14 protein-coding genes are annotated in these 20,780 nt (G+C 72.5%); 5 read left to right on the plus strand and 9 right to left on the minus strand.

What is annotated here, in order from left to right:
• Positions 1-68: 68 nt before the first annotated feature.
• Complete coding sequence (locus tag ADK57_RS14500) at positions 69-1,538, plus strand: serine hydrolase domain-containing protein (protein WP_053749844.1); 1,470 nt, start codon at positions 69-71, stop codon at positions 1,536-1,538.
• Here ADK57_RS14500 and ADK57_RS14505 read toward each other — a convergent pair.
• The 8 genes from ADK57_RS14505 to ADK57_RS14540 form a co-directional block, all read right to left on the minus strand.
• Positions 1,530-3,173, minus strand: coding sequence for a serine/threonine-protein kinase (locus tag ADK57_RS14505; protein ID WP_053749845.1), 1,644 nt, complete (start codon positions 3,171-3,173; stop codon positions 1,530-1,532). The two genes, ADK57_RS14500 and ADK57_RS14505, sit on opposite strands and share 9 nt — an antisense overlap.
• A 160-nt stretch (positions 3,174-3,333) precedes the next feature.
• Positions 3,334-4,293: a threonine/serine dehydratase gene (locus tag ADK57_RS14510; protein WP_053749846.1), complete on the minus strand. Its 960-nt coding sequence runs from the start codon at positions 4,291-4,293 to the stop codon at positions 3,334-3,336.
• A gap of 81 nt (positions 4,294-4,374) precedes the next feature.
• Positions 4,375-5,403 (minus strand): polyprenyl synthetase family protein, encoded by a 1,029-nt coding sequence (locus tag ADK57_RS14515; RefSeq protein ID WP_053749847.1) that lies wholly within the window; start codon positions 5,401-5,403, stop codon positions 4,375-4,377.
• Complete coding sequence (locus tag ADK57_RS14520) at positions 5,400-6,512, minus strand: tetratricopeptide repeat protein (protein WP_053749848.1); 1,113 nt, start codon at positions 6,510-6,512, stop codon at positions 5,400-5,402. The genes ADK57_RS14515 and ADK57_RS14520 overlap by 4 nt, the downstream gene beginning before the upstream one ends.
• Before the next feature lie 171 nt (positions 6,513-6,683).
• On the minus strand, positions 6,684-7,361 hold the full coding sequence (locus tag ADK57_RS14525) for an AIM24 family protein (RefSeq protein ID WP_053749849.1): 678 nt from the start codon (positions 7,359-7,361) through the stop codon (positions 6,684-6,686).
• Positions 7,362-7,464: 103 nt separating this feature from the next.
• A complete protein-coding gene (locus ADK57_RS14530; RefSeq protein WP_053749850.1) occupies positions 7,465-8,880 on the minus strand; it encodes a CAP domain-containing protein in 1,416 nt (471 codons plus the stop codon).
• Positions 8,881-8,973: 93 nt separating this feature from the next.
• Positions 8,974-10,212 carry a serine hydrolase domain-containing protein gene (locus tag ADK57_RS14535; RefSeq protein WP_053749851.1) on the minus strand — a complete coding sequence of 413 codons (1,239 nt, stop codon included), beginning with the start codon at positions 10,210-10,212 and terminating at the stop codon, positions 8,974-8,976.
• A gap of 132 nt (positions 10,213-10,344) precedes the next feature.
• Positions 10,345-11,082, minus strand: coding sequence for a hypothetical protein (locus ADK57_RS14540; RefSeq protein WP_053749852.1), 738 nt, complete (start codon positions 11,080-11,082; stop codon positions 10,345-10,347).
• Positions 11,083-11,177: 95 nt separating this feature from the next.
• Between ADK57_RS14540 and ADK57_RS14545 the strand changes: the two genes are divergently transcribed.
• The 4 genes from ADK57_RS14545 to ADK57_RS14560 are packed head-to-tail and all read left to right on the plus strand — an operon-like array spanning position 11,178 to position 17,790.
• Positions 11,178-12,350 (plus strand): ROK family transcriptional regulator, encoded by a 1,173-nt coding sequence (locus ADK57_RS14545; protein WP_053749853.1) that lies wholly within the window; start codon positions 11,178-11,180, stop codon positions 12,348-12,350.
• 44 nt (positions 12,351-12,394) lie between these two features.
• Positions 12,395-14,185 carry an alpha-galactosidase D gene (locus tag ADK57_RS14550; protein WP_053749854.1) on the plus strand — a complete coding sequence of 597 codons (1,791 nt, stop codon included), beginning with the start codon at positions 12,395-12,397 and terminating at the stop codon, positions 14,183-14,185.
• Between the two features lie 27 nt (positions 14,186-14,212).
• Complete coding sequence (locus ADK57_RS14555) at positions 14,213-16,582, plus strand: glycosyl hydrolase family 95 catalytic domain-containing protein (RefSeq protein ID WP_053749855.1); 2,370 nt, start codon at positions 14,213-14,215, stop codon at positions 16,580-16,582.
• Positions 16,579-17,790 carry an SGNH/GDSL hydrolase family protein gene (locus tag ADK57_RS14560; protein ID WP_053749856.1) on the plus strand — a complete coding sequence of 404 codons (1,212 nt, stop codon included), beginning with the start codon at positions 16,579-16,581 and terminating at the stop codon, positions 17,788-17,790. Before ADK57_RS14555 ends, ADK57_RS14560 begins: the two co-directional genes overlap by 4 nt.
• On the opposite strand, the gene ADK57_RS14565 is transcribed toward ADK57_RS14560, so the two are convergent.
• Complete coding sequence (locus tag ADK57_RS14565; protein WP_053749857.1) at positions 17,756-20,767, minus strand: helix-turn-helix transcriptional regulator; 3,012 nt, start codon at positions 20,765-20,767, stop codon at positions 17,756-17,758. The genes ADK57_RS14560 and ADK57_RS14565 overlap by 35 nt on opposite strands.
• Positions 20,768-20,780 lie beyond the last annotated feature (13 nt).

Consider the following 20,780-nt stretch of genomic DNA (forward strand, 5'->3'; position numbering starts at 1 on the left):
GAGCGGCAGGGAAAACGGTCCGATCGCGGCCTCTCGATCACGGCGGGGGATCGGGAGAGGATGCCCGCATGAGTACTCGCCGTCAGCCCCTTCGCCCCTTGCCCACGAGTACCCCCGCCGCCCAGGGCGTCGACGCGTCGGGTGTGCACGCCTTTCTCGACGCCCTCGAAGCCGCCCCGGGCATCGAGCCGCACAGCCTGATGATCCTGCGCCACGATCACGTGGTGGCGTCCGGCTGGTGGGCGCCGTACACCCCGGACCGTCTGCACCTCCTGTACTCCCTCAGCAAGAGCTTCACGGCGACGGCCGCGGGCCTCGCGGTCGCCGAGGGGCTGATCGGGCTGGACGATCCGGTGATCTCGTACTTCCCGGAGCTCGACGCCGACATCACCGACCCGCGCAGCCGCGCGATGCTCGTACGGCATGTGGCGTCCATGTCCAGCGGCCACCTCGACGAGACCTACGAGCGAGCGCACGCACTCGACCCGGACGAACTGGTCCGCGGCTTCCTGCTGCTGCCGCCGGACCGGGATCCGGGGACCGTCTTCGCCTACAACCAGCCCACCACGTACACGCTCGCCGCGATCCTCGAGCGTGTCACCGGTCAGCCGCTGACCGAGTACCTGCGGCCGCGGCTGCTGGATCCGCTGGGCATCGGCGAGGTGGCGTGGACGCGGGACCGGGCGGGCCGCGAACTGGGCTTCAGCGGGCTGCACGCCACCACCGACGCGATCGCCCGGTTCGGCCTGCTGTACCTGCGGGACGGGATGTGGGAGGGCGAGCGGCTGCTGCCCGAGGGGTGGGCGGCCGAGGCGAGCCGCGTGCACATCGCGAACGCCGACGGTACGCCCGAGGGCGCGTTGTCGGACTGGCAGCAGGGCTACGGCTTCCAGTTCTGGACGTCCCGGCACGGTTACCGGGGTGACGGCGCGTACGGGCAGTACTGCCTGGTGTTGCCCGAGCACGACGTGGTGGTCGCGATGACGTCGGCGACCGAGGACATGCAGGAGATCCTGAACCTGGCCTGGGAGCATCTCTTGCCCGCCTTCGGGCCCGGAGGGCGGCGGACGTTGTCCGGCAGGCAGGAGGAGGACACGGCCCTGGCCGAGCGGTTCGCCCGGCTCGCGCTGCCGCCGGCGCCGGGCAAGCCGGCACCGCCGGATCGGGCGGAGACCTGGTCCGGCGCCGAGTTCGCCCCCGACGACAGCGCACGCGAGACCCTGCGTGCGCTGACCGGGGTGCGGGTGTCGACGGACGGGGAGGGCTGGCGCCTGACGCTCGTCGAGGACGGCCACGGGCTGGAACTGCCGCTCGGGCAAGGCGGTTGGACTGTCACCGAGGAGCCGGTTCCCGTCGCGGCCGGCGGGGGATGGGCCGACGCGGACACCCTCGTCGCCGACCTGGCCTTCCTGGAGACACCGCACCACCTGGTGGTGACGTGCTCCCTCACGGACCGGACCTTCACGGCACGGTGGAGCACGGAGCCGCTGCACGGAGGGCGGCTCCACTCGATGAAGGCCCCCCGCGGATCAGTCTGAGGGCTGCCGGAACGTTCTCAGGAAGGTGTCCAGCGCCTCCCGGTTCGCGCTGTCGTCCCAGTCCGCGGCCGGGGTCGTCCAGCGCAGCGAGTAGCCGCTGCCTCCTCCGATGAGGAAGCCGCGGCCGAACGTGCGCACGCGGGTGCCCTCGACGTCGGCGAGCCACTCCATGTCGGCGGCCTCGCGCCCCTGGTACGTCGTCGCGCGGATCTCGCCGATCCGCCGGTAGTCGCCCGACGTCTTGAGATCCGGCTCGACGTCGTCCCGCCAGACGGCGACGGCGTCGTCGCCCACCCGTTCGCTGTAGGTGACGGCGAGCGTGCGCGGGTCGTCCTTCGCACCGAGGACCACGCGGTACGCCAGGTCGGCCATACGCGTGGTGCTCAGCGGCTTCCAGCCCTCGGGGAGGGCCACGGAGAAGCCCTCGGGGGAGTGGTAGACGCGGTATCCGGGGGGCAACGCGTTGCCCGAGGGGGTCGCCGTCGGTGTTGGTGTTGGGGTAGGTGTCGGCGTGGGAGTGGGGGTGGGTGTGGGGGGCGCCGTGGTGGGTGACGGAGTCTGCGGGGGCCGGGAGGTCTGTCCGTCGGCGCGGTCGCCGGGCGCGACGGCCGAGGCGGAGGGGGCCGGAGCGGAGGGCGCGTCGCTCGCGGAGGTACTGGTGCCCGGCAGCTGACGGGTCACGGCCAGGACGGCGACGGCGACCGTGACGACGGCCAGGGCGGTTCCGGCGACCATGGTGCGCCTGCTCCACCCCGGGCCCGCCGCGTACATTCCTCGCAACCGGGGGCGAGGCATCGGACTCAGGGTCATGTCCGGGTCGTCGTCGAGCACCCGGACGAGCGCCTCGCGGACCACCGGACGGGTCAGCCGTTCCCGGGAGTTCTTGCGCAGCAGCCCCTGCACGGTCTGGGTGAGCGGACCGGTCCGCAGCGGCGAACGCAGCGGCAACCGGTCCACGCCCTTCAGGGTGGCCTCGGGCCGGTCCCGGTCACGGAAGGGCGGACGGCCCTCGATCATCGTGTAGAGGATCGCGCCCAGCGCCCACAGGTCCGCGGCCGGCCCGATGCGCTCGTCACGGGCCTGCTCGGGGGAGGCGTACGACGGCACGGCGACCCGGGGCGCGAGGGTCGCGCCGGCGAGGCCGAAGCCGGTGACGACGACCGTGCCTCCCTCCTGTACGAACACCTGGCCGGGGCTGAGTTCGCCGTGCGTGATGCCCTCGCCGTGGGCCGCCTCCAGCACGTCGAGCAACTCGAGACCGATGCGTGCCGCCCGCACGTAGCTGAACGTGCCCTGTCGGCCGATCACTTCGCCCAACGGGATGCCGTCGATGCATTCGGTGACGGTCCACAGGGTGTCGGACTCCACGACGGCGTCGACGACCGGGGCGACCCGGCCGGGGCACAGCAGCCCCATGGTCTCCGACATACGGATGACCCGCGCGGTGGCCCGGCGCGCGCTGTCGCCGTCCGGGTCGGCCGGCAGCCCGATCTGGGTGAGCAGGCACGGCCGTTCCACCTGGATGTCCTCGCCGTACCAGCAGATGCGGTTCGTTTCGCGGTGGAGGATCTCCAACAGCCGGTACCTTCCGGCGACCAACTCTTGTGTGGAGACGTGCGCCTTGACCATGGTCATCCCTCGCTGAACCGCTGGCTCTCACCTTTCACACAGGTACGGCGCCCGCGGCGGAAAGTGTTCAATGAATCCTCAACTGAGGGGCGTCTCTTTTCTTTTGTTCACCTGCTGTACGACAGGTCAGGGGGAACTGTCCGACGAACGACCGGAGTTGCTCGTATCAGAGCAGTCCGAACCGCTCCGACCAGGCCAGTACGTCACCGGTCGTCGCGTTGCCCCCGCACACCACGAGTCCCAGTCGGGCACCCTCGCCGACCCGTTCCAGGACCTGCCGGGTCGCGGGAAGCAGGCAGCCGGCGGCGGGTTCGGCCCACACCTTGGCGTGGTCGGCGAGGTCGAGCGAACCCCGCACAGCCTCCCGGTCCGGGACCACGAGCACCTCGGTCACCAGCGCGGACACATGGTCGTAGGTCAGTTGCGACACGGAGGGCGCGCTCAGCGTGGACACGACCGACGACAGCGGGACCGGTACCGGGCCGCCCGCCGCCAGGGCCCGGGACATCGCCTCGGCGCCCTCGGTCTCCACACCCCAGATCCGCAGGCCCGGACGGCGGGCGCGCAACGCGGCCGCGACACCGGCGATCAGCCCGCCGCCGCCCACGCTCACCAGCACGTCGGTGAGCTCGTCGGCGTCCTCGGCGAACTCCAGCCCGACGGTGCCCTGTCCGGCGACCACCACGGGGTCGTCGAACGGGTGCACCAGGGTCAGCCCCTCGTCCCGCAGCCGTGTCACGAGTGAGAACGCGCCGTCCATGTCGTCGGTCAGCCGCACCGACGCGCCCGCCTCCCGCACGATCTCGACGGAACGGGCGGGCGCCGAACGCGGCATGACGACCGTGGCCTTCACGTCGAGGGCCGCCGCCATGACCGCGAGGGCGATCCCGTGGTTGCCGCCGCTGACCGCCACGACCCCGGCGGCCCGCTCGGCCCCACTCAGCGCGAGCAGCCTGGCCGTCGCCCCACGCGCCTTGAACGAGCCGGTGCGCTGGAGCAGTTCGAGCTTCGCCGTGACGGGGACACCGAGCAGCCCGGACAGGCCGGGGCTCGGCACCGTCGGGGTACGTACCACGTGTCCGGCGATGCGCTCGGCCGCGTTCTCGATGTCCGTGATCCCGATCAAGGCAGTCGTCCTCCCGGCACGGGGCGCTGATCCACGCCGACTCGCACCCTGGCGTGCGGTGCGGCGCGGGTCAACCCGCTCTCAGAGGTCCCGCCGTACCAGGAAGGCCAGCAGCGACCTCAGGTCGTCGGCGGCTCCTCCCGCGATCGGCACGTCGGCGAGGGCCGACTCGACGGCGGTGACATGACGGTGTGCCTCGGCCAGCGCCGCCTCCCGGCCGCCGGCCTCGTCGATCAGCACGGCCGCCTCCGCGGGATCCCCGGCGGACTCCAGGAGAGCGGCGAGTCGTCCGGCCCCGGGGGACGCCGAGTCGAGAGCCGCCAGTACCGGGAGGGTTTTCTTGCCCTCCCGCAGATCGCCGTGGACGGGCTTGCCGGTGACGGCCGGGTCGCCCCAGATCCCCAGCACGTCGTCGACGACCTGGAAGGCGATCCCGAGATGCCGTCCGGCCCGGTCGAGGGCGGTGACCGCGGCGGGTGGCGCTCCGCCGAGCAGGGCGCCCAGCGCGGCCGCACAGCCCAGCAGCGCGCCGGTCTTCTGCTCGGCCATCGCGCGGTACTCGCCCGGCCGCACCCGGCGCGGCCCCGTCCACGGACGTGCGGCGAACAGCAGGTCGTCGGCCTGCCCGCGCACCAGATCCCCCAGCGCCACGGACAGCAGGCGCAGGGCCTCGGGGCCGCCCGTCGGCGTCACGGCGAGCGTCTCGACGGCCAGGGCGAACAGCGCGTCGCCCGCGAGGACCGCCGGACCCGTCCCGTACGCCTTCCACACGGTCGGGCGGCGGCGCCGGGCCGCGTCGCCGTCCATGATGTCGTCGTGCAGCAGGGAGAAGGTGTGCACCAGCTCCACCGCGACCGCCGCCGGCACCCCGGCCCGCCCGGGCGCACCGGCCGCCTCGGCACCGAGCACGGCGAGGGCCTGCCGCAGCCCCTTGCCGCCGGACGCGACGGCGGGCCTGCCGCCGACCTCGCACCAGCCGAACGAGTACGCGGCCATCTCGCCGACCCACGGATGCATCCGCCCGACGGCCTCCCGCAGCGCGGGCCGCACCAACGCGCGGCAACGGTCCAGGACTTCGGGTGCGGCGACGGCCGACGTCAGCGCCGTCACCGTACGACCTCCGCCCGCGGACCGGACTCTTCCTGAGCCCGTGGACCGGACTCGTCCCGAGCCCGCAGACCGGACTCCTCCTGAGCCCGCAGACCGAACTCCTCCTGCGCCCGCGCCACCATCTCCCGCGCGTGCCGCAGACCTGTCCGCTCCAACGTGTGGGCAAGGTCCGCCAGTTCGGCCGCGGTCTCGGCGCGGTCGCGGCCCAGCCGGGCCAGGGACTTGGCCAGCCCGAGCCGGGCCAGCGCCTCCCCGCGCGGCTCGCTCATGGCGCGGAACTCCGTCAACGCCTGCTCGTACAGGTCCCGGGCCTCGGCATGACGCCCGGCGCGATAGAGGACGTTGCCGCGCATCTTGTGGTTGTAGGCCAGCGCGCTGGTCAGCTTCATCGTGCGGCACGTGGTCTCCGCCTCGGCCAGCAGGGCGAGCGCCCGCTCGGTGTCGCCGTCGCGCACGGAGACGACGTCGGCGAGCCCGCGCAGCGCCCAGGCATGCCCCCGCCGGTCGTCGGCGCGTGCGGCGATGCCGGCGGCCTCCTCGAACATCGCGTACGCCGTGTCGTACGCGCCGGTGTTGCGGTGCATCTGCGCGATGCCCTCCAGCGCCCACACCGTGTGCCGCGCCTCGCCGCGCCGACGGGCCTCGGCGAGCAGTTGCTCGTGCAGTTCGCCGACGGCCTCGTAGTCGCCCTGGATGCGGCCGGTCTCGGCCAGCCCCGCCAGCGAGTAGCCGCGGACGACGATGTCCCCGCCGCGCTCGCCCAGTTCGGCCGCGAGCCGAAGCAGCCGTCGGGCCAGCGCCAGGGCGCCACGCTGCCGGGCCAGGGTGCCGCCGCTCCACAGGGCCCAGGCCATCGCCGCGATGTCCCCGGCGGCGCGGGCCGCACGGTAACTGGCCTTCCACGCCTGGTCCGCCTCCCCGATGCGGCCGAGCCGGCGGTGCGCCTCGGCGACCGCGAGCCCGGAGCGTGCCGCTTCCCCGTGCTGCCCGGCCCGCTCGGCCGCCCTCAACTGCTCGGTGCCGGCGGCCAGTACGTCGGTCAGCGAGGAGTTCACGGACAGGGTGGTGAGGGCGCCCTGGTACTCCGGGGCGGATGCCTTGCCGTACATGCATGCCTTTCGGTCCGTATGCACACCATCTCTACACTGCGTGTATACATGGCGTGTATAGTGCGTCGGAAATCAGCCCCGGCCCGAGGGCCAGGGCTTGGTCTGCTGCCGATCAAGACGCGGGCGGAGCCGAACGGGTTGCCCGTGAGGCGCAGATCACTTCATGGGGCCTCAGTGCTGCTGGGGCTTCTGGGGCGTGACCTCGCTCGGCCGGACGACGACATGTCCCTGGCCCTGCAGCATCAGCTGCACGGCCTCGCCGGAACCGCCGCGCAGCATCGACCCGATGGACTGCGAACGGTGCAGCGAGGTTCCCAGGCCCGCCGTCCAGCCGACGACCGCGTCCGTGTCGACGTACACCGGGTACTGCGGCGAGACCGGAATGACCAGCGGGTCGCCGTCGCACACCAGGCCCAGCTTGCCCTGCCCGGTGAACACGCTGTTGAACAGGCCGCCACCGGTGATGCCGGCGCCCTTCACCGTGGCGATCCGGTACGACAACGTGGCGTCGAAGCACAGCACGTTGCGGCCGTTGACGGTGAACTCGTCGCCTGGGTCGACCTCGACGACGAAGCAGTTCTGCGCCTCGTGCGCGAACCAGGCCTCGCCCTGTCCGCGTACCGCCATGAGGGGGAGTCCCTCACCGGTGACCGCGCGCTTGAGCATGCCGCCCACGCCCTGGCCCTTGCGCTCGAACTGGAGATTGCCGCGGTAGGCGACCATCGCCCCCTGGCGGGCGAGCATCTCGCCGTGCACCGCGTACTTGATGCATTTGGAGTTCTCGACCGTCATGCCCGGCGCGGAGGCCGGCTGCACCATGTGCTCGCTGGAAAACAGGTCACCCTTCATGGAGGCATCCTGTCCCGGAGGGATGCCTTCCGCCAAGATCGTGGGTCGGGACGCTTTCTCAAGTGCCGCCGTCTCGGGCAGGGCTGTGCCGGGCAGGCCTGCCTCAGGCGCCGAACAGCTGTGTCCAGTACGTGCCCGCAGGGCCGCCGCCCGCGAAGCCGACCCCGATGTGGGTGAAGGTGGACTTGAGGATGTTGGCACGGTGGCCCGGGCTGTTCATCCAGCCCTCCACGACCTCGGCGGGGGAGCGCTGGCCGCAGGCGATGTTCTCGCCGATCGAACGCCGGGTGGAGCCCGCGGCGGCGGCCCGGTCCCAGGGCTGGGTGCCCTCGGGCGAGGTGTGGGAGTAGAAGGCGCGGGCCGCCATGTCCGTGCTGTACGCCTGCGCGGCGGTGGCCAGCAGCGGATCCACCGCGAGGGGCGGCAACCCGGACCGGGCGCGCTGCCGGTTGGTGAGGTCGACGACGTCGGCCTGTGCCCGCGCCAGGTCGGCGGGCGTGAGGGGCCTTGCCCAGAGCGCGGTCCAGAACATGTCGCCGGAGCGGGTGTCGGTGACGTGTGCCAGGCCGACGTGGGTGAACGCCGGGTCGTGCAGGGTGTGCCGGGGCTGTTCGGTGCGCAGGCAGTACGCGACGAACTCGGCGGGCGTGCGCGGGCCGGAGACCAGGTGCTCGCCGACGGTGACATACGCGTATCCGGCGGCGGCGACGCGCTGGTGGACAAAGACCCCGTCCGCGCCCTCGACGCCGAGCCGCCCCGCCGAGGCCATGGCGGATGCGTGGGCGTGCGCCGCGGCGGCCAGCCGTGCGTCGAGGGCGACCGGCGGTGCACCGACGGCGGTCCGGGCGGAGTTGACCAGGCCGAGGAAGCCCTCGGCGTCGGAGGACGGTGGTATCGGCCGGGTCACGGAAGGGGCGAGCGGTGCCGGGCGGGCGAGGGACGGTGCGCTGGGAGCAGGGCGTGACGGAGAGGGGGTCTTCGGCGCCGGCCGGGTGGTCGGGAAGGAGGCGGACGGCAGGGGGCGGGTCGGCGCCGGCGTGTCCTGAACGACGTCCACTCCGAAGTCGCGGGCCAGGCCCGCCAGGCCGTCGGCATACCCCTGCCCCAGGGCCCGCAGCTTCCAGCCGTCGCCGCGTCGGTAGATCTCCGCGAGGAGCAGGACGGTCTCCTGCCGCGGGCGTTGCGGGGCGAACCGGGCGAGGGGCCGGCCGCTCGCGTTGGTGACGTGCAGGGTGGGGGCGGGCAGTCGGCCCAGGGGAGTGCCGGGATCGGCGGGGCTGACGACCACCGTGACCCGGGTGGCGCCGGCGCGCAGCCGCGACGGGTCGACGACCAGTGTGTCGCCGTGCAGCCGGGCGCCCGGAGCGCCCGGCTGGTTGTAGAAGACGAAGTCGTCGTCGCCCCGGACCTTGCCGCCGTCGTCCGTGATGAGCGCGGACACGTCGAACGGGCCGGGCACCCGGACGGTCACGGCACCGCCCGGGAGGGGCAGATTGCCCCCGGGGACCAACTCGCTCATCGTGCCGCCCTGATGTCGTCGTCCGGGACCCCTCGGGGTCGTCCGGACAACGTGCGTCAGCGCGTGAGCGTTCCCCGCCCGCCCGGTCCGCGGTCAGTCCAGGGCGGTCCCCGGAGCGATGTCCTCGTGTCGTTCGACGGGCGTGGTCACACCGCGAGTCGCCTTCGTCCGCTTGCCGCAGAACGCGGACTCCAGCGTGCCCAGCATCGTGTTGAGGACCGTGCCGTTGTTGGAGGTGTTGGCGAGTGCGCTGAGGCTGCGTCCACCGTCCTTCGAGGTGAAGGCGTACGTGTAGTAGCCCTGGACGGCACCTGTATGGCCGTACACCGACACGCCGCACGAGAGGGTGCGGCGGCGCAGCCCGAGTCCGTACGCCTGTGAAGTGCCCGCCGACACCCACCGCTGCATCTGCGCCAGTTGCGCGGCTGAGGTCAGCCGGCCGCGGAGCAGCGCCGTGAGGAAGGTGTTGACGTCCCGGGTGCTGGAGATGAGCGCGCCTGCGCTCTGTGCCCAGGACGCCGTCTGCCGGGTGGCGTCGACCGGTGCGGCGCCGGCCTGGTCCGGGGTGAGGTAGCCGCGGGCGTGGCGGCCGGGGATGTCCGTGCCGGGGTGCACATAGAAGGTGTCGCGCAGCTTCAGCGGTTCGATGATCCGGTTCTGGTACTCGGTCCGCAAGGAGTGGCCGGTCAGCTTCCTGACGAGCATCCCCGCGATGACGAAGTTGGTGTTGGAGTACGAGTAGACGGCGCCCGGCGCGTGGGTCCGAGGCCGGCGCAGCGACCGGTCCACCAGCTGGCGGAGTGTGAAGACCTTCGTGCGGACCGCCTCGAACCCCGGGACCGTCCCCGCGAACATCTCGTTCGTGTAGTCGTACAGCCCGCTGCGATGGCTCAGCACGTGCCGCACCGTGATCCGGCCGTCGGGCAGCAGCCCCGGCAGATAGTGATTGACCGACGAGTCGAGGTTCAGCTTCTTCTCGTCGACCAGTTGCAGCAGCACCGTCGCGGTGAAGACCTTGGTGACGCTGCCGATGCGGAAGCGGTCGGCGTTGTCGATGGCCCGCCGTGTCGTCCGGTCGGCGACGCCCGTGGCGGCCAGGTGGACCGTCCCGGCGTCGTCGATCCGGGCCATCGCGCCGGGCGCGCCCTGCTTCAGCGCCGCGCCCAGGACGCTGCGCAGACCGGTGAGGTCGGGCTTCGGCAGCGCGTCGGCCGAGGCGGTACCGGCCTCGGAGGCCGTCGATTCCCGGGGTGCGGCATGTGCGGGAACCGCCAGCAGGGACAGTAGAACCGCCCCCACCGCCGTGCCCCTGCGCACCGTTGCTGATGCCATGTGACTGCTCTCCTGTTCCTGTCGGCGAGTCACATACGCACAGGGGACACACGGTTGGTCACTCGGTGATCACTGCGCGATGTGGATTCGCGCAGTATTGCTGCTGAAGTGCCTGAAATCGACCATTTCGCGCTAGGTCCAGCGTCGTTCCACCTGCTCGGACACGGAGAACACGGCATCGCAGGACGGGCAGCGGGCCTCGCCGAACACGTGGGTCAGTGCCTGGGCGACCTGGGTCCGGCCCGCTTCGGCCGCCGCCCGATACAGCCGGGCCCCGATGCCCTCCAGTCGGTCCGGGACCGCCGGTACGAGCTCGGCCCGGCCCTCCTCGCCCACGGCGTCGGAGCCGACGTAGTCACCGGACGAGGTGAAGGTCCCGTACGAGCCGAAGGCGACGAAGAGGCCGCCCTCGCATGCCGGGCAGTCGAGTTCGTACTCCTCGTCGCACACCCCCTCCAGCTCCCGCGACCACACGGCAACGCCCTCGAAGGCGAGGACCGACTGCAGCAGGTAGACGAACGAGCTCTCGTCCACGGCGGGGTCAAAGAGCAGGCCGCGTGCGACGCCGAGCAGCTCGCCGATCTCCCGTGCGAACCGGGCCCGGCGGGCCTCGTCCGGGCCGGACGCGATCAGCCCCGCCATGAGCACCGCCTGTATCGGCTCGCCCGGCGCGCGGCCCAGCGCGATGTCCCTGAGGACGGGCATCGCCATCCAGCTCGCCTCGTACACGTCCCCCTGGTGGCACAGCGCAGACCAGAGGTCGTTCCACACGGCGTCGTCCTCCGTGCCGCCGAGGCGGGCGAAGAGGGCCGGAATGTCCTCGGCGGAGCCGTAGGCATGGGTCAGCTCGTGCCAATGGGGTGTCGTCACAAGGCGATTGTGCCGTGGGGCACCGACAGTCAGGCGTCCCGCGAATTCCGCTTCTTTTATTGACGACGGAAAAGAACCCCTCTAGGTTCCCGGCCATGCGCCACACTCACCGGGCCGAGACGTTCCCCGTCAACACCCCGGCCGCCGCACAGATCTTCACCACCGTCCTGTCCCAAGGCCCCCTCACCCGCCTGGAGGTGGCCCGACGGGCCGGACTGTCAGCGGCCGCCGTCACCAAGGCCGTCCGGCCCCTGATCGAGGACGGATACCTGGTGGAGGACGCCGCCGAGGAGGCGCGGCCCGCACTCGGGCGGCCCGCGACCCTGGTGCGGGTCGACGGCGGGCGGGCGCTCTTCCTCGGGATCAAGGTGACCGGCGACGAGATCATCGGCGTGCTCACCGACCTGTGCTGCCGGATCCGCGCCGCCCGCCACGTACCGCTGACGGACCGTGACCTCAAGGTGGTGCTGGCCGCGACCGCGGACGTGGTCCAGGAACTGCTGGCCGACGCGGACGGCTCCGGCGCGGGAGTCCTGGGTCTCGGCATCGCCGTCTCCGGCGACGTCGACCGCGCCGCGGGAGTCGTCCGCTACTCGCCCTTCCTGGAGTGGCGCGACGTCCCGCTCGCCGAACTCGCCGCCACGACCACCGGGTTGCCGGTGACGGTCGACAACGACGTGCGCGCCCTGACCGTCGCCGAGCAGTGGTTCGGCGCGGGCGCGGGTCTGTCCGACTTCGCCGTGGTCACGGTCGGAGCCGGCATCGGCTGCGGCCTCGTCGTGCACGGCCGGGTGGTCGCCGGTGCGCATGGCGTGGCGGGCGAGATCGGCCATGTGACAGTCGACCCGTCCGGACCCTCGTGCCACTGCGGCAACCGCGGCTGCGTGGAGGCGATCGCGGGGGACGCCGCCATCCTCCGCCGGATCCGTGAGACCACGGGCGTCGACGTCGCCGACACGGCGGAGGCCGTACGGCTCGCCCGCCGCGGGGTTCCCGGAGCCCGCGAGGCGTACGCGCGCGCGGGCGAGGCGATCGGCCGCGGCATCGCCACCGTGGCCAACCTCCTCGGCCCCGAGCGCGTGATCATCTCCGGCGAGGGTCTGGCCGCCCACGACCTGTTCGCCGAGCAGATCCGCGACGCCTTCGCCGCGGCCGCCTTCGGCTCCGCCGCGCAGTGCGACGTACAGACCCGCCCGCTGCCCTTCGAGGAGTGGGCCCGCGGGGCCGCGGCCACCGCGATCCAGTCCTTCATCCGAGCCGACACCTAGCCACCGCCCCGCACCCGCCGAACCGACCCCAGGAGGTACGACCCATGCGGTCATCCTCGTACTCCGTCATGCCCGCACGCGCCCTGAGAGCCGTGCTGGTGCTCGCCCTCACCGCAGCCGCCGCGCCGGCGGCCCACGCGGACACCGCCCCGGCCCCTGCCCTCGCGGCCAAGCCCTACATGGGCTGGTCCAGTTGGAGCATGCAGTCGTCCAAGTACCCCGGCCTCAACCCGGACGGCGACTACAGCTACCTGACCGAGGAGAACGTCCTCAAGCAGACCGACGCCATGGCCGCCAGGCTGAAGAAGTACGGCTACGAGTACGTCAACATCGACGCCGGCTGGTGGCGCGACACCACCTGGAAGCCCGAGTTCGACGAGTACGGGCGCCAGAAGGCCGACCCGGCCCGCTTCCCCGGCGGAATGAAGACGGTCGCCGACCGCATCCACGCCAAGGGCCTCAAGGCCGGCATCTACCTGCCCGCCGGCCTGGAGAAGGAGGCGTACGGCGCCGGCAAGGTCCCGGTTCGGAACGCCGAGGGCTGCACGACCGCCGACATCGTCTACGGCGACCTGCGCACCACCAACGGCTGGGACAGCTCGTACAAACTCGACTTCTCCCGCCCCTGCAGCCAGAAGTACATCGACTCCCAGGCGCAGCTCATCGCCGACTGGGGCTACGACTTCCTCAAGCTCGACGGCGTCGGCCCCGGCTCCGGAAAGAGCGGCGACCAGTACGACAACGTTGCCGACGTGGCCGCCTGGAACAAGGCGATCGCCGCCACCGGCCGCACCATCCACCTGGAACTGTCCTGGTCGCTCGACATCGGCCATGCCGCCGACTGGAAGAAGTACTCCAACGGCTGGCGCATCGACACCGACGTCGAGTGCTACTGCAACACCCTCGTCAGCTGGGAGAACTCCGTCGACGACCGCTGGGACGACGCCCCCGCCTGGACCCGGCACGCCGGACCCGGCGGCTGGAACGACCTCGACTCCCTCGACGTCGGCAACGGCGAGATGGACGGCCTCACCAAGGCCGAGCGGCAGAGCTACGCCACCTTGTGGGCCATCGCCAAGTCCCCCCTCTACACCGGCGACGACCTCACCCGCCTCGACTCCTACGGCCTGTCCCTGCTGACCAACCGCGAGGTCATCGCCGTCAACCAGGGCGAGACCCCGCCCGCACGCCCCGTCACCCCCTCCGACCCCCAGCAGGTGTGGGCCGCGAGGAACCCCGACGGCACCTACACCGTCGCACTCTTCAACCTCGCCGACGCGCCCGCCGCCGTCACCGCCGACTGGTCCACCCTCGGCTTCACCGGCAAGGCGGCCGTCCGGGACCTCTGGAACCACGAGAACCTCGGCACGTACAGGAACAAGGTCACCCAGGCCCTCCCCGCCCACGGCTCCCGGCTCTTCACCGTCACCTCGTACGGCAGCGCGCTCACCACGACCGCCCACGAGGCCGAGTCCCCGGCGAACACCCTCGGCGGCAACGCCTCCCTCGCCGACTGTTCCGCGTGCTCCGGCGGGAAGAAGGTCGGCAATCTGTACGCCGGCGGCAAGCTCCGCTTCAACGACGTCGTCGTCGGCAAGGCGGGCACCTACTGGATCAAGGTCGCCTACGTCAGCGGTGACGCCCGCTCGGTCGACGTCTCCGCCAACACGGGCGGCGCGCTTCGCCACAGGTTCCCGTCCACCGGCGACTGGGGAACGGTCGGGACGGTCAGTGTGCCGGTCACGCTGAAGGCGGGCAGCAACACGGTCACCTTCGACAGCGGTACGGGCTACGCCCCCGACCTCGACCGCATCGACGTACCGAAGTCCTCCTGACCCGCCTGCCCGGAGCGGAGCCCCCCCATGGACACCGACCGCCCTTCCGACCAGCTGCCCAGACGCAACCTCCTCGGCCTCGCCGCGACGACCGGCGCACTCGCCACCCTGCCGGCGTTCACCGCCACCGCCGCTCCACAGCGACCCGCCGACGCGCCTGTGCCCGAAGGAGATTCACGCCACGAGCTGTGGTGGCAGGCCCCCGCCGCCGACGACGGCTCGATGATCGAACAGGGCCTGCCCGTCGGCAACGGCCGCCTCGGCGCCCTCGCGGGCAACGACCCCGGCCGTGAAGCCCTCCTGATCACCGACGCCACGATGTGGACCGGCGGCCTCAACGACTCCCTCGACGCCGACGGCCAATTCCCCTACGACCGCGAGAACTTCGGCTCCTTCACCCTGCTCGCCCGCCTCACCGTCGAACTCCCCGACCACGACCTGTCCGCCGTCTCCGGCTACCGGCGCGCCCTCGCCCTCGACCAGGGCGTGGTGACGACCTCGTACGTCCGCTCCGGAGTGACGTACCGACGGCAGATCTTCGCCAGCCGCCCCGACGACGTGATCGTGCTGCACTTCACGCAGAGCGGCGGCGGCCGCCACACCGGCACCGTCACCCTGGAGGGCACGCACGGCGAGGGTGCCGCGAACTCGTTCGGCGCCGCCTTCCCCAACGGCCTGCGCTACGGCGCAGCGGTCACGGCGTACGGCAACGGCGGTCGCGTCGCTGTCGACGGGCCGCACATCTCCTTCTCCGGGTGCAGCGAACTCACCGTGGTGGTGAGCGGCGGTACCGACTACGCGCCCGACGCCGCCACCCAGTACCGCGACCCGTCCCTCGACCCCGAGCGACTGGCCCGCACCAAGGTCCGTACCGCCGCCGCGCACTCGGCCGACACGCTCCTGCGCACGCATGTCGCCGACTACCGGGCCCTGTTCGGGCAGTTGGACGTCAGACTCGGTACGTCGTCCGCCGGGCAGCGCTCCCTGAACACCTGGGAGCGGCTGAAGGCGCGGGCCCGGGACGGGGCGCCGGATCCCGAACTGGAAGCCGCCTACCTGCAGTTCGGTCGGTACCTGATGATCTCGGGGTCCCTTGGCAGCCTGCCGCTCGCCCTCCAGGGGCTCTGGCTCGACGGCAACGACCCGGACTGGATGGGCGACTACCACACCGACATCAACATCCAGATGAACTACTGGATGGCCGATCGCGCGGGCCTGTCCGCCTGCTTCGACGCGCTCACCGACTACTGCGTCGCGCAGCTCCCGTCCTGGACGGACCTGACCCGCAGACACTTCAACGATCCGCGCAACCGCTACCGCAACTCCACCGGCACGAACGCCGGTTGGACCGTCGCCATCTCCACGAATCCCCATGGCGGCAACGGCTGGTGGTGGCATCCCGCGGGCAACGCCTGGCTGTGCACCACGCTGTGGGAACATTACGAGTTCACCGGGTCGTCATCACATCTGGAGAGGATCTACCCGCTGCTGAAGGGCGCGTGCGAGTTCTGGGAGGCGAGATTGCTCACCACGACGCTGCCGGGCACCTCGCGGGAGGTCCTCGTGGCCGACAGCGACTGGTCGCCGGAACACGGACCGCTCGACGCCAAGGGCATCACATACGCCCAGGAACTGGTGTGGGCACTGTTCGGCAACTACTGCACGGCCTCAGCGGAGTTGAAGAGGGACACCGGCTACGCGGACACGATCGCCTCGCTGCGGCGGAAGCTGTACCTGCCCCAGGTGAGCCCGAAGACGGGCCGGCTGGAGGAGTGGATGTCTCCCGACAACCTCGGCGAGACGACCCACCGGCACCTGTCCCCGCTCGTCGGGCTCTTCCCCGGCGACCGCATCCGCCCCGACGGCTCCACCCCGGCCGACATCGTCGACGGCGCCACCGCCCTGCTCACCGCGCGCGGCATGGAGAGCTTCGGCTGGGCGAACGCCTGGCGCGGCCTGTGCTGGGCCCGCCTGAAGAACGCCGAGCACGCCTATCAACTGGTCGTGAACAACCTGCGTCCCTCGACCGGCGGCGGCAACGGCACCGCCCCCAACCTCTTCGACATCTACGAAGTGTCACAGGGCCGGGGCATCTTCCAGATCGACGCCAACTTCGGTACGCCGGCGGCGATGATCGAGATGCTCCTCTACTCCCGACCGGGCCACATCGAGCTCCTCCCGGCCCTGCCCGGCGCCTGGGCCAAGTCCGGCTCCCTCACCGGCGCCGGAGCCCGCGGCGGCTTCGTCGTCGACCTGGACTGGCAGGACGGCAGGCCGACCCGGGCGCGGATCCGCAGCGTGGGCGGCCGGACCACGTCGGTGGCGTACGGCGACCGGGTCCGGACCGTGAGTCTGAAGCCCGGGGAGTCCGTCACGGTGAAGGACTTCGCACGGTGAAGGCCCGGCTCGTGCGTGCGGCCCGCCCGGCCGTCGTCCTTCTGCTGGCCTCCGCCTGCCAGTCCACGTCCACGCCCGCCGAAGCGCCCGACGCCCCCGCGGGCGTCGTCACCTGGGGAGCGAGCGCCGACCGCTTCGGCGAGGCCGCCGCCGACCGCGGCCACCGGCTCGTCGTGCACACCAGCGCCGGGGGGCGCGATCCGCGGATCCGGCTCTCCAACGCCTTCGGGAACGGGCCGGTGACGTTCGGCAGCGTGTACGCCGGCCTTCAGAAGGAGGGCGCCGAACTGGTCCGCGGCAGCAACCGGAGGCTGACCTTCGACGGGGCGCGCTCCGTCACCGTCCCCGCCGGGGCGACCGTGCTGAGCGACCCGCTGCCGGGCAGACTGCCCGCAGCGAGCAACCTGGTGATCAGCATCCACACGCCCGAGGCGGCGGGCCCGGCGACCGGTCACTGGATGGCCATGCAGACGTCCTACGCCACCTGGGGCGACCACACCGCCGAGGAGAGCGCCGCGAACTGGACGGAGACCACCGGCTCCTGGTTCTACCTGGACGCGGTCTCCGTCCGGGCGGGCGCGGACACCGGAGCCGTCGTCGCCCTCGGCGACTCCGTCACCGACGGCTGGCAGTCCACCAGCGACAAGAACCGCCGCTGGCCCGACTACCTCGCCCGCCGCCTCCAACAGGCGGACACCGCCGTCAAGGGCGTCGCCAACGAGGGCATCGCCGGCAACAAGGTCCTCGCCGACGGCGCAGGGCAGAGCGCCCTGAACCGACTGGACCGGGACGTCCTCTCCCAGCCCGGCCTGCGCACCGTCTTCCTCTTCGAGGGCGTCAACGACATCAAGGCCCACACGGGCGTCACCGCGGACGAGCTGATCGACGGCTACCGCGAGATCGTCGACCGGGCGCACACGGCCGGCAAATGCGTCGCCGCGGCCACCGTCGGCCCGTTCAAGGGCTGGTCCGAATGGGACCCGGAGGCCGAGGCCGTCCGCCGGGAAGTCAACCAATTCATCAGGTCCGGCGGTGAGTTCGACACCGTCACCGACTTCGACCGCATCCTCCGCAGCCCCTACGACCCCGAGCGTCTCCACCCCGCCTTCGACGGCGGCGACCATCTGCACCCCAACGACAAGGGAATGCAGGCGATGGCCGACGCCGTCGACCTCAAAAGCCTCGACTGCGCCGACCCGCTGCCCTAGTTGAGGACGACGCCCCGCGGTCCGATCCGCTCGGCTCCGGAGCGATCAGGCCCTCCCGGTAGGCGACGGCCACCGCCTCCGTACGGCTCGCCGCGCCGAGCTTGCCGAGGATGTTCGAGACATGGACGCTGGCCGTCTTGCCGCTGATGAACAGTTCCTCGCCGATCTGCCGGTTGCTGCGGCCGAGGGCGAGGAGCCGCAGCACGTCCTGTTCGCGGGCGGTGAGGATCGTGGCCCGGTCGGCGGTGGACGGGGTGTCCGACAGGCGGCCGCGGCGGATCAGGGAGGTCAGCTGATCGAGGAGTGGCGTCGCTCCGAAGCGGACCGCCGTCTCCCGGGCCGCGCGGGCCTGCACGGCGGCCTCCTCACGCCGGTCGGCCGCCAACAGGGCCTCGGCCAGCCGCAGTTGGCAGCGCGCCCGCTCGTACACGTCGCCGAAGTCGAACGCCTCGACCGCGTTCGCCCAGGCCGCCGCATCCGGCCCGGTCACGGCCCGCGCCCACTCCGCCTCCGCGCGGGCCAGCCACGCCTGCCCCTCCGGCCCCTGCGGCGGGCCGGCGTCGCCGCGTGCGGCCGTGCTGCGGGCCAGGTCGCGGAGTTCCGTCGCCGTGTCCGCCCAGCCGCGAGAGCCGGCCTCGTCGCCGGTGAGGCGGAGCGCGGCGGTCCGGTCGGCCACCGCGGACAGCGCGAGGGCGGCCAGCCGGACCGTGACGTCCGGGAGGGTGCCCGCGTCGTCGGTGAGTGCCGTGACGGTGGACCGCATCCGCTCCACGGCCGCCTCCGGCTCCCCCCGCTGCGCCGCCGCTTCGGTCAGCACGATGCCCGCGACGAGGGTGCCCATCCAGTCGAACGGGCCCTCCAGCAGGGCCCGGGCCCGGTCGGCGGCCCCGAGGTCGCCACGCGCCAGCGCCACGTACAACGCGGGCGCGACCGTGTATCCGCCGGCCGCCGGCAGCACCTCGGCGTCCGCGGCCGCCGCGCCGACGCACTCGTCCCAGCGGCCCAGCGTGTACAGCACCAGCAGCCGGAGGTAGCGCATCTCCAGTGGATAAGGCGACGACAGCAGGCCCGCGCGCCGGGCCCGGTCCAGCCCCTCGGTCAGCCACGGCAGGCACTCGTCGAGGTCACCCGACTCGAAGCAGCCGACGGCGAGGTTGAACAGGGCGCGCATCTCCACCGGCGCGTTGCCCGAACCGCGCGCGAGGTCCCGGGCCTCCCGGAGCCGCTCGCGGCCCTCCGGGGTCCGGCGGCCGCCCCCTTCGAGAGTGGCCAGGGAGACGAGCAGGTCGGCCCGGGCGTCCGCCACGTCCAGTTGCTCGGCGATGGCCAGGGCCTGCCGGGCGATTCGCAACGCGGTCTCGCTCGCACCGACCTGACGCGCCGCCATGACGTGCGTGGCCGCCGCCCACACCCAGGTGCGGGACGGGGGATCGGCGGGGATCAGGGCGAGCGCCTCGCTGCTGTAGGCGAAGGCGGCCGTCAGACTGTCGACGGTCATCAGGTTCCCGGCGAGTGTGTACCGCACCCGGGCGGCCAGTTCGGAGTCCGCGTCCTGGCCGACGCCCGCGAGCGCGGCCCGGGTGAGGGAGACCGCCCGGTGTGCCTCACCGGCGTGGGCGGCGGCCGCCGAGGCGCGCAGCGTGAGCGTCACCTGGTCGACGCCCTCGCCCGTGGGCCGCTCGGTTGCGTCCACCGCCGACCACAGTTCGAGGGCGGCTTCGAGGTGTCGTAGCTCCTCGGCGGGCGCACCGACCCGCTGGGCGTGGTCCGCGGCCTCCAGCGAGGCGGCGAGCGCCTCGGGCAGGTCGTGGCTCTCCCGGTAGTGGTGGGCCCGCTCGGCCGCGCTCTCGGCCCGGTGGCCCCGACCGGCCAGCAGCCGGGCGAACGCGCCGTGCAGCCGGGCCCGTTCCCCCGGGAGCAGGTCCGCGTACACCGCCTCGCGGGCCAGGGCGTGCCGGAAGGCGTACGTGTCGCCGTCTCCGGGTGTCAGCAGCTGGCGCCCTACGGCCTCGCGCAGCGCCGACTCCAGCTCGTCCTCGGGGATCCCCACGGCTTCTCGCAGCAGGTCGTGCTCGACGCGGCGCCCGGCGACCGCGGCCGTGCGCAGCACCTGCTGGGCGGTGTCGGAGAGCTGCTCGAAGCGGATGAGGAGGACGTCCGCGAGCCCGCTGGGCACCCCGCCGACGTCGGTCGCGGTGGCCGCGACGAGCTCCTCCGCGTAGAAGGCGTTGCCCTCGGCGCGCTCGACGATCCGCCGGACCGTGGCGTCCGGCAGCGGACGGTCCTCCACCGCGCGCACCAGCCGTGTCACCTCGGCGTCGGCCATCGGGCGCAGCTCCAGGCGCTCCACTGCGGGCAGCCGCACCAGCTCGGCCAGCAGCGGGCGCAGGGGATGGCGGCGGTGCAGGTCGTCCGCGCGGTAGGAGGCGAACACCGCCAGCCGGTGCGTGGGCGCTCCGCCCGCCGCCCGCTGGAGGATGCCCCGGCTGAGCAGGAACCGCAGGAGGTCCCGGGAGGACTGGTCGGCCCAGTGCAGGTCCTCTAGGACGAGCAGCAGGGGAGCGATGTCCGCCAGGTCGGCCAGCACCCCCGCGATGCCCTCGAACAGCCGCAGCCGTCCGCCCATGTCCCGCACGGCGTCCGTGCCGCCGCCCAGCAGACGATCGACCACGGGATGCGCGGCGAGGGCGTCCGCGAACCGCTCGTCGCCCGCGAGCACCCCGAGGACCTCGGTGAACGGGAGATACGGCAGACCGACGTCCCCCAGGTCCACACAGTGCCCGGTGAGCACCGTCATGCCGTCCCCGGCGGCCTGTCCGGCCACCTCGTCCAGCATCCGCGTCTTGCCGACGCCCGCGTCCCCGGCGATCAGCACCGCCCGGGCCTCACCGCCCCGGGCACGCTCCAGCAGCCCGGAGAGCCGGGCGAGTTCTTCCTCCCGGCCGATGAGCGGTGTGATGAACGAGGTCTGCGGCACACATCCATCCTGG

Origin of the sequence: Streptomyces sp. MMG1533, from assembly GCF_001279775.1 — a bacterium.
GTDB lineage: Bacteria > Actinomycetota > Actinomycetes > Streptomycetales > Streptomycetaceae > Streptomyces.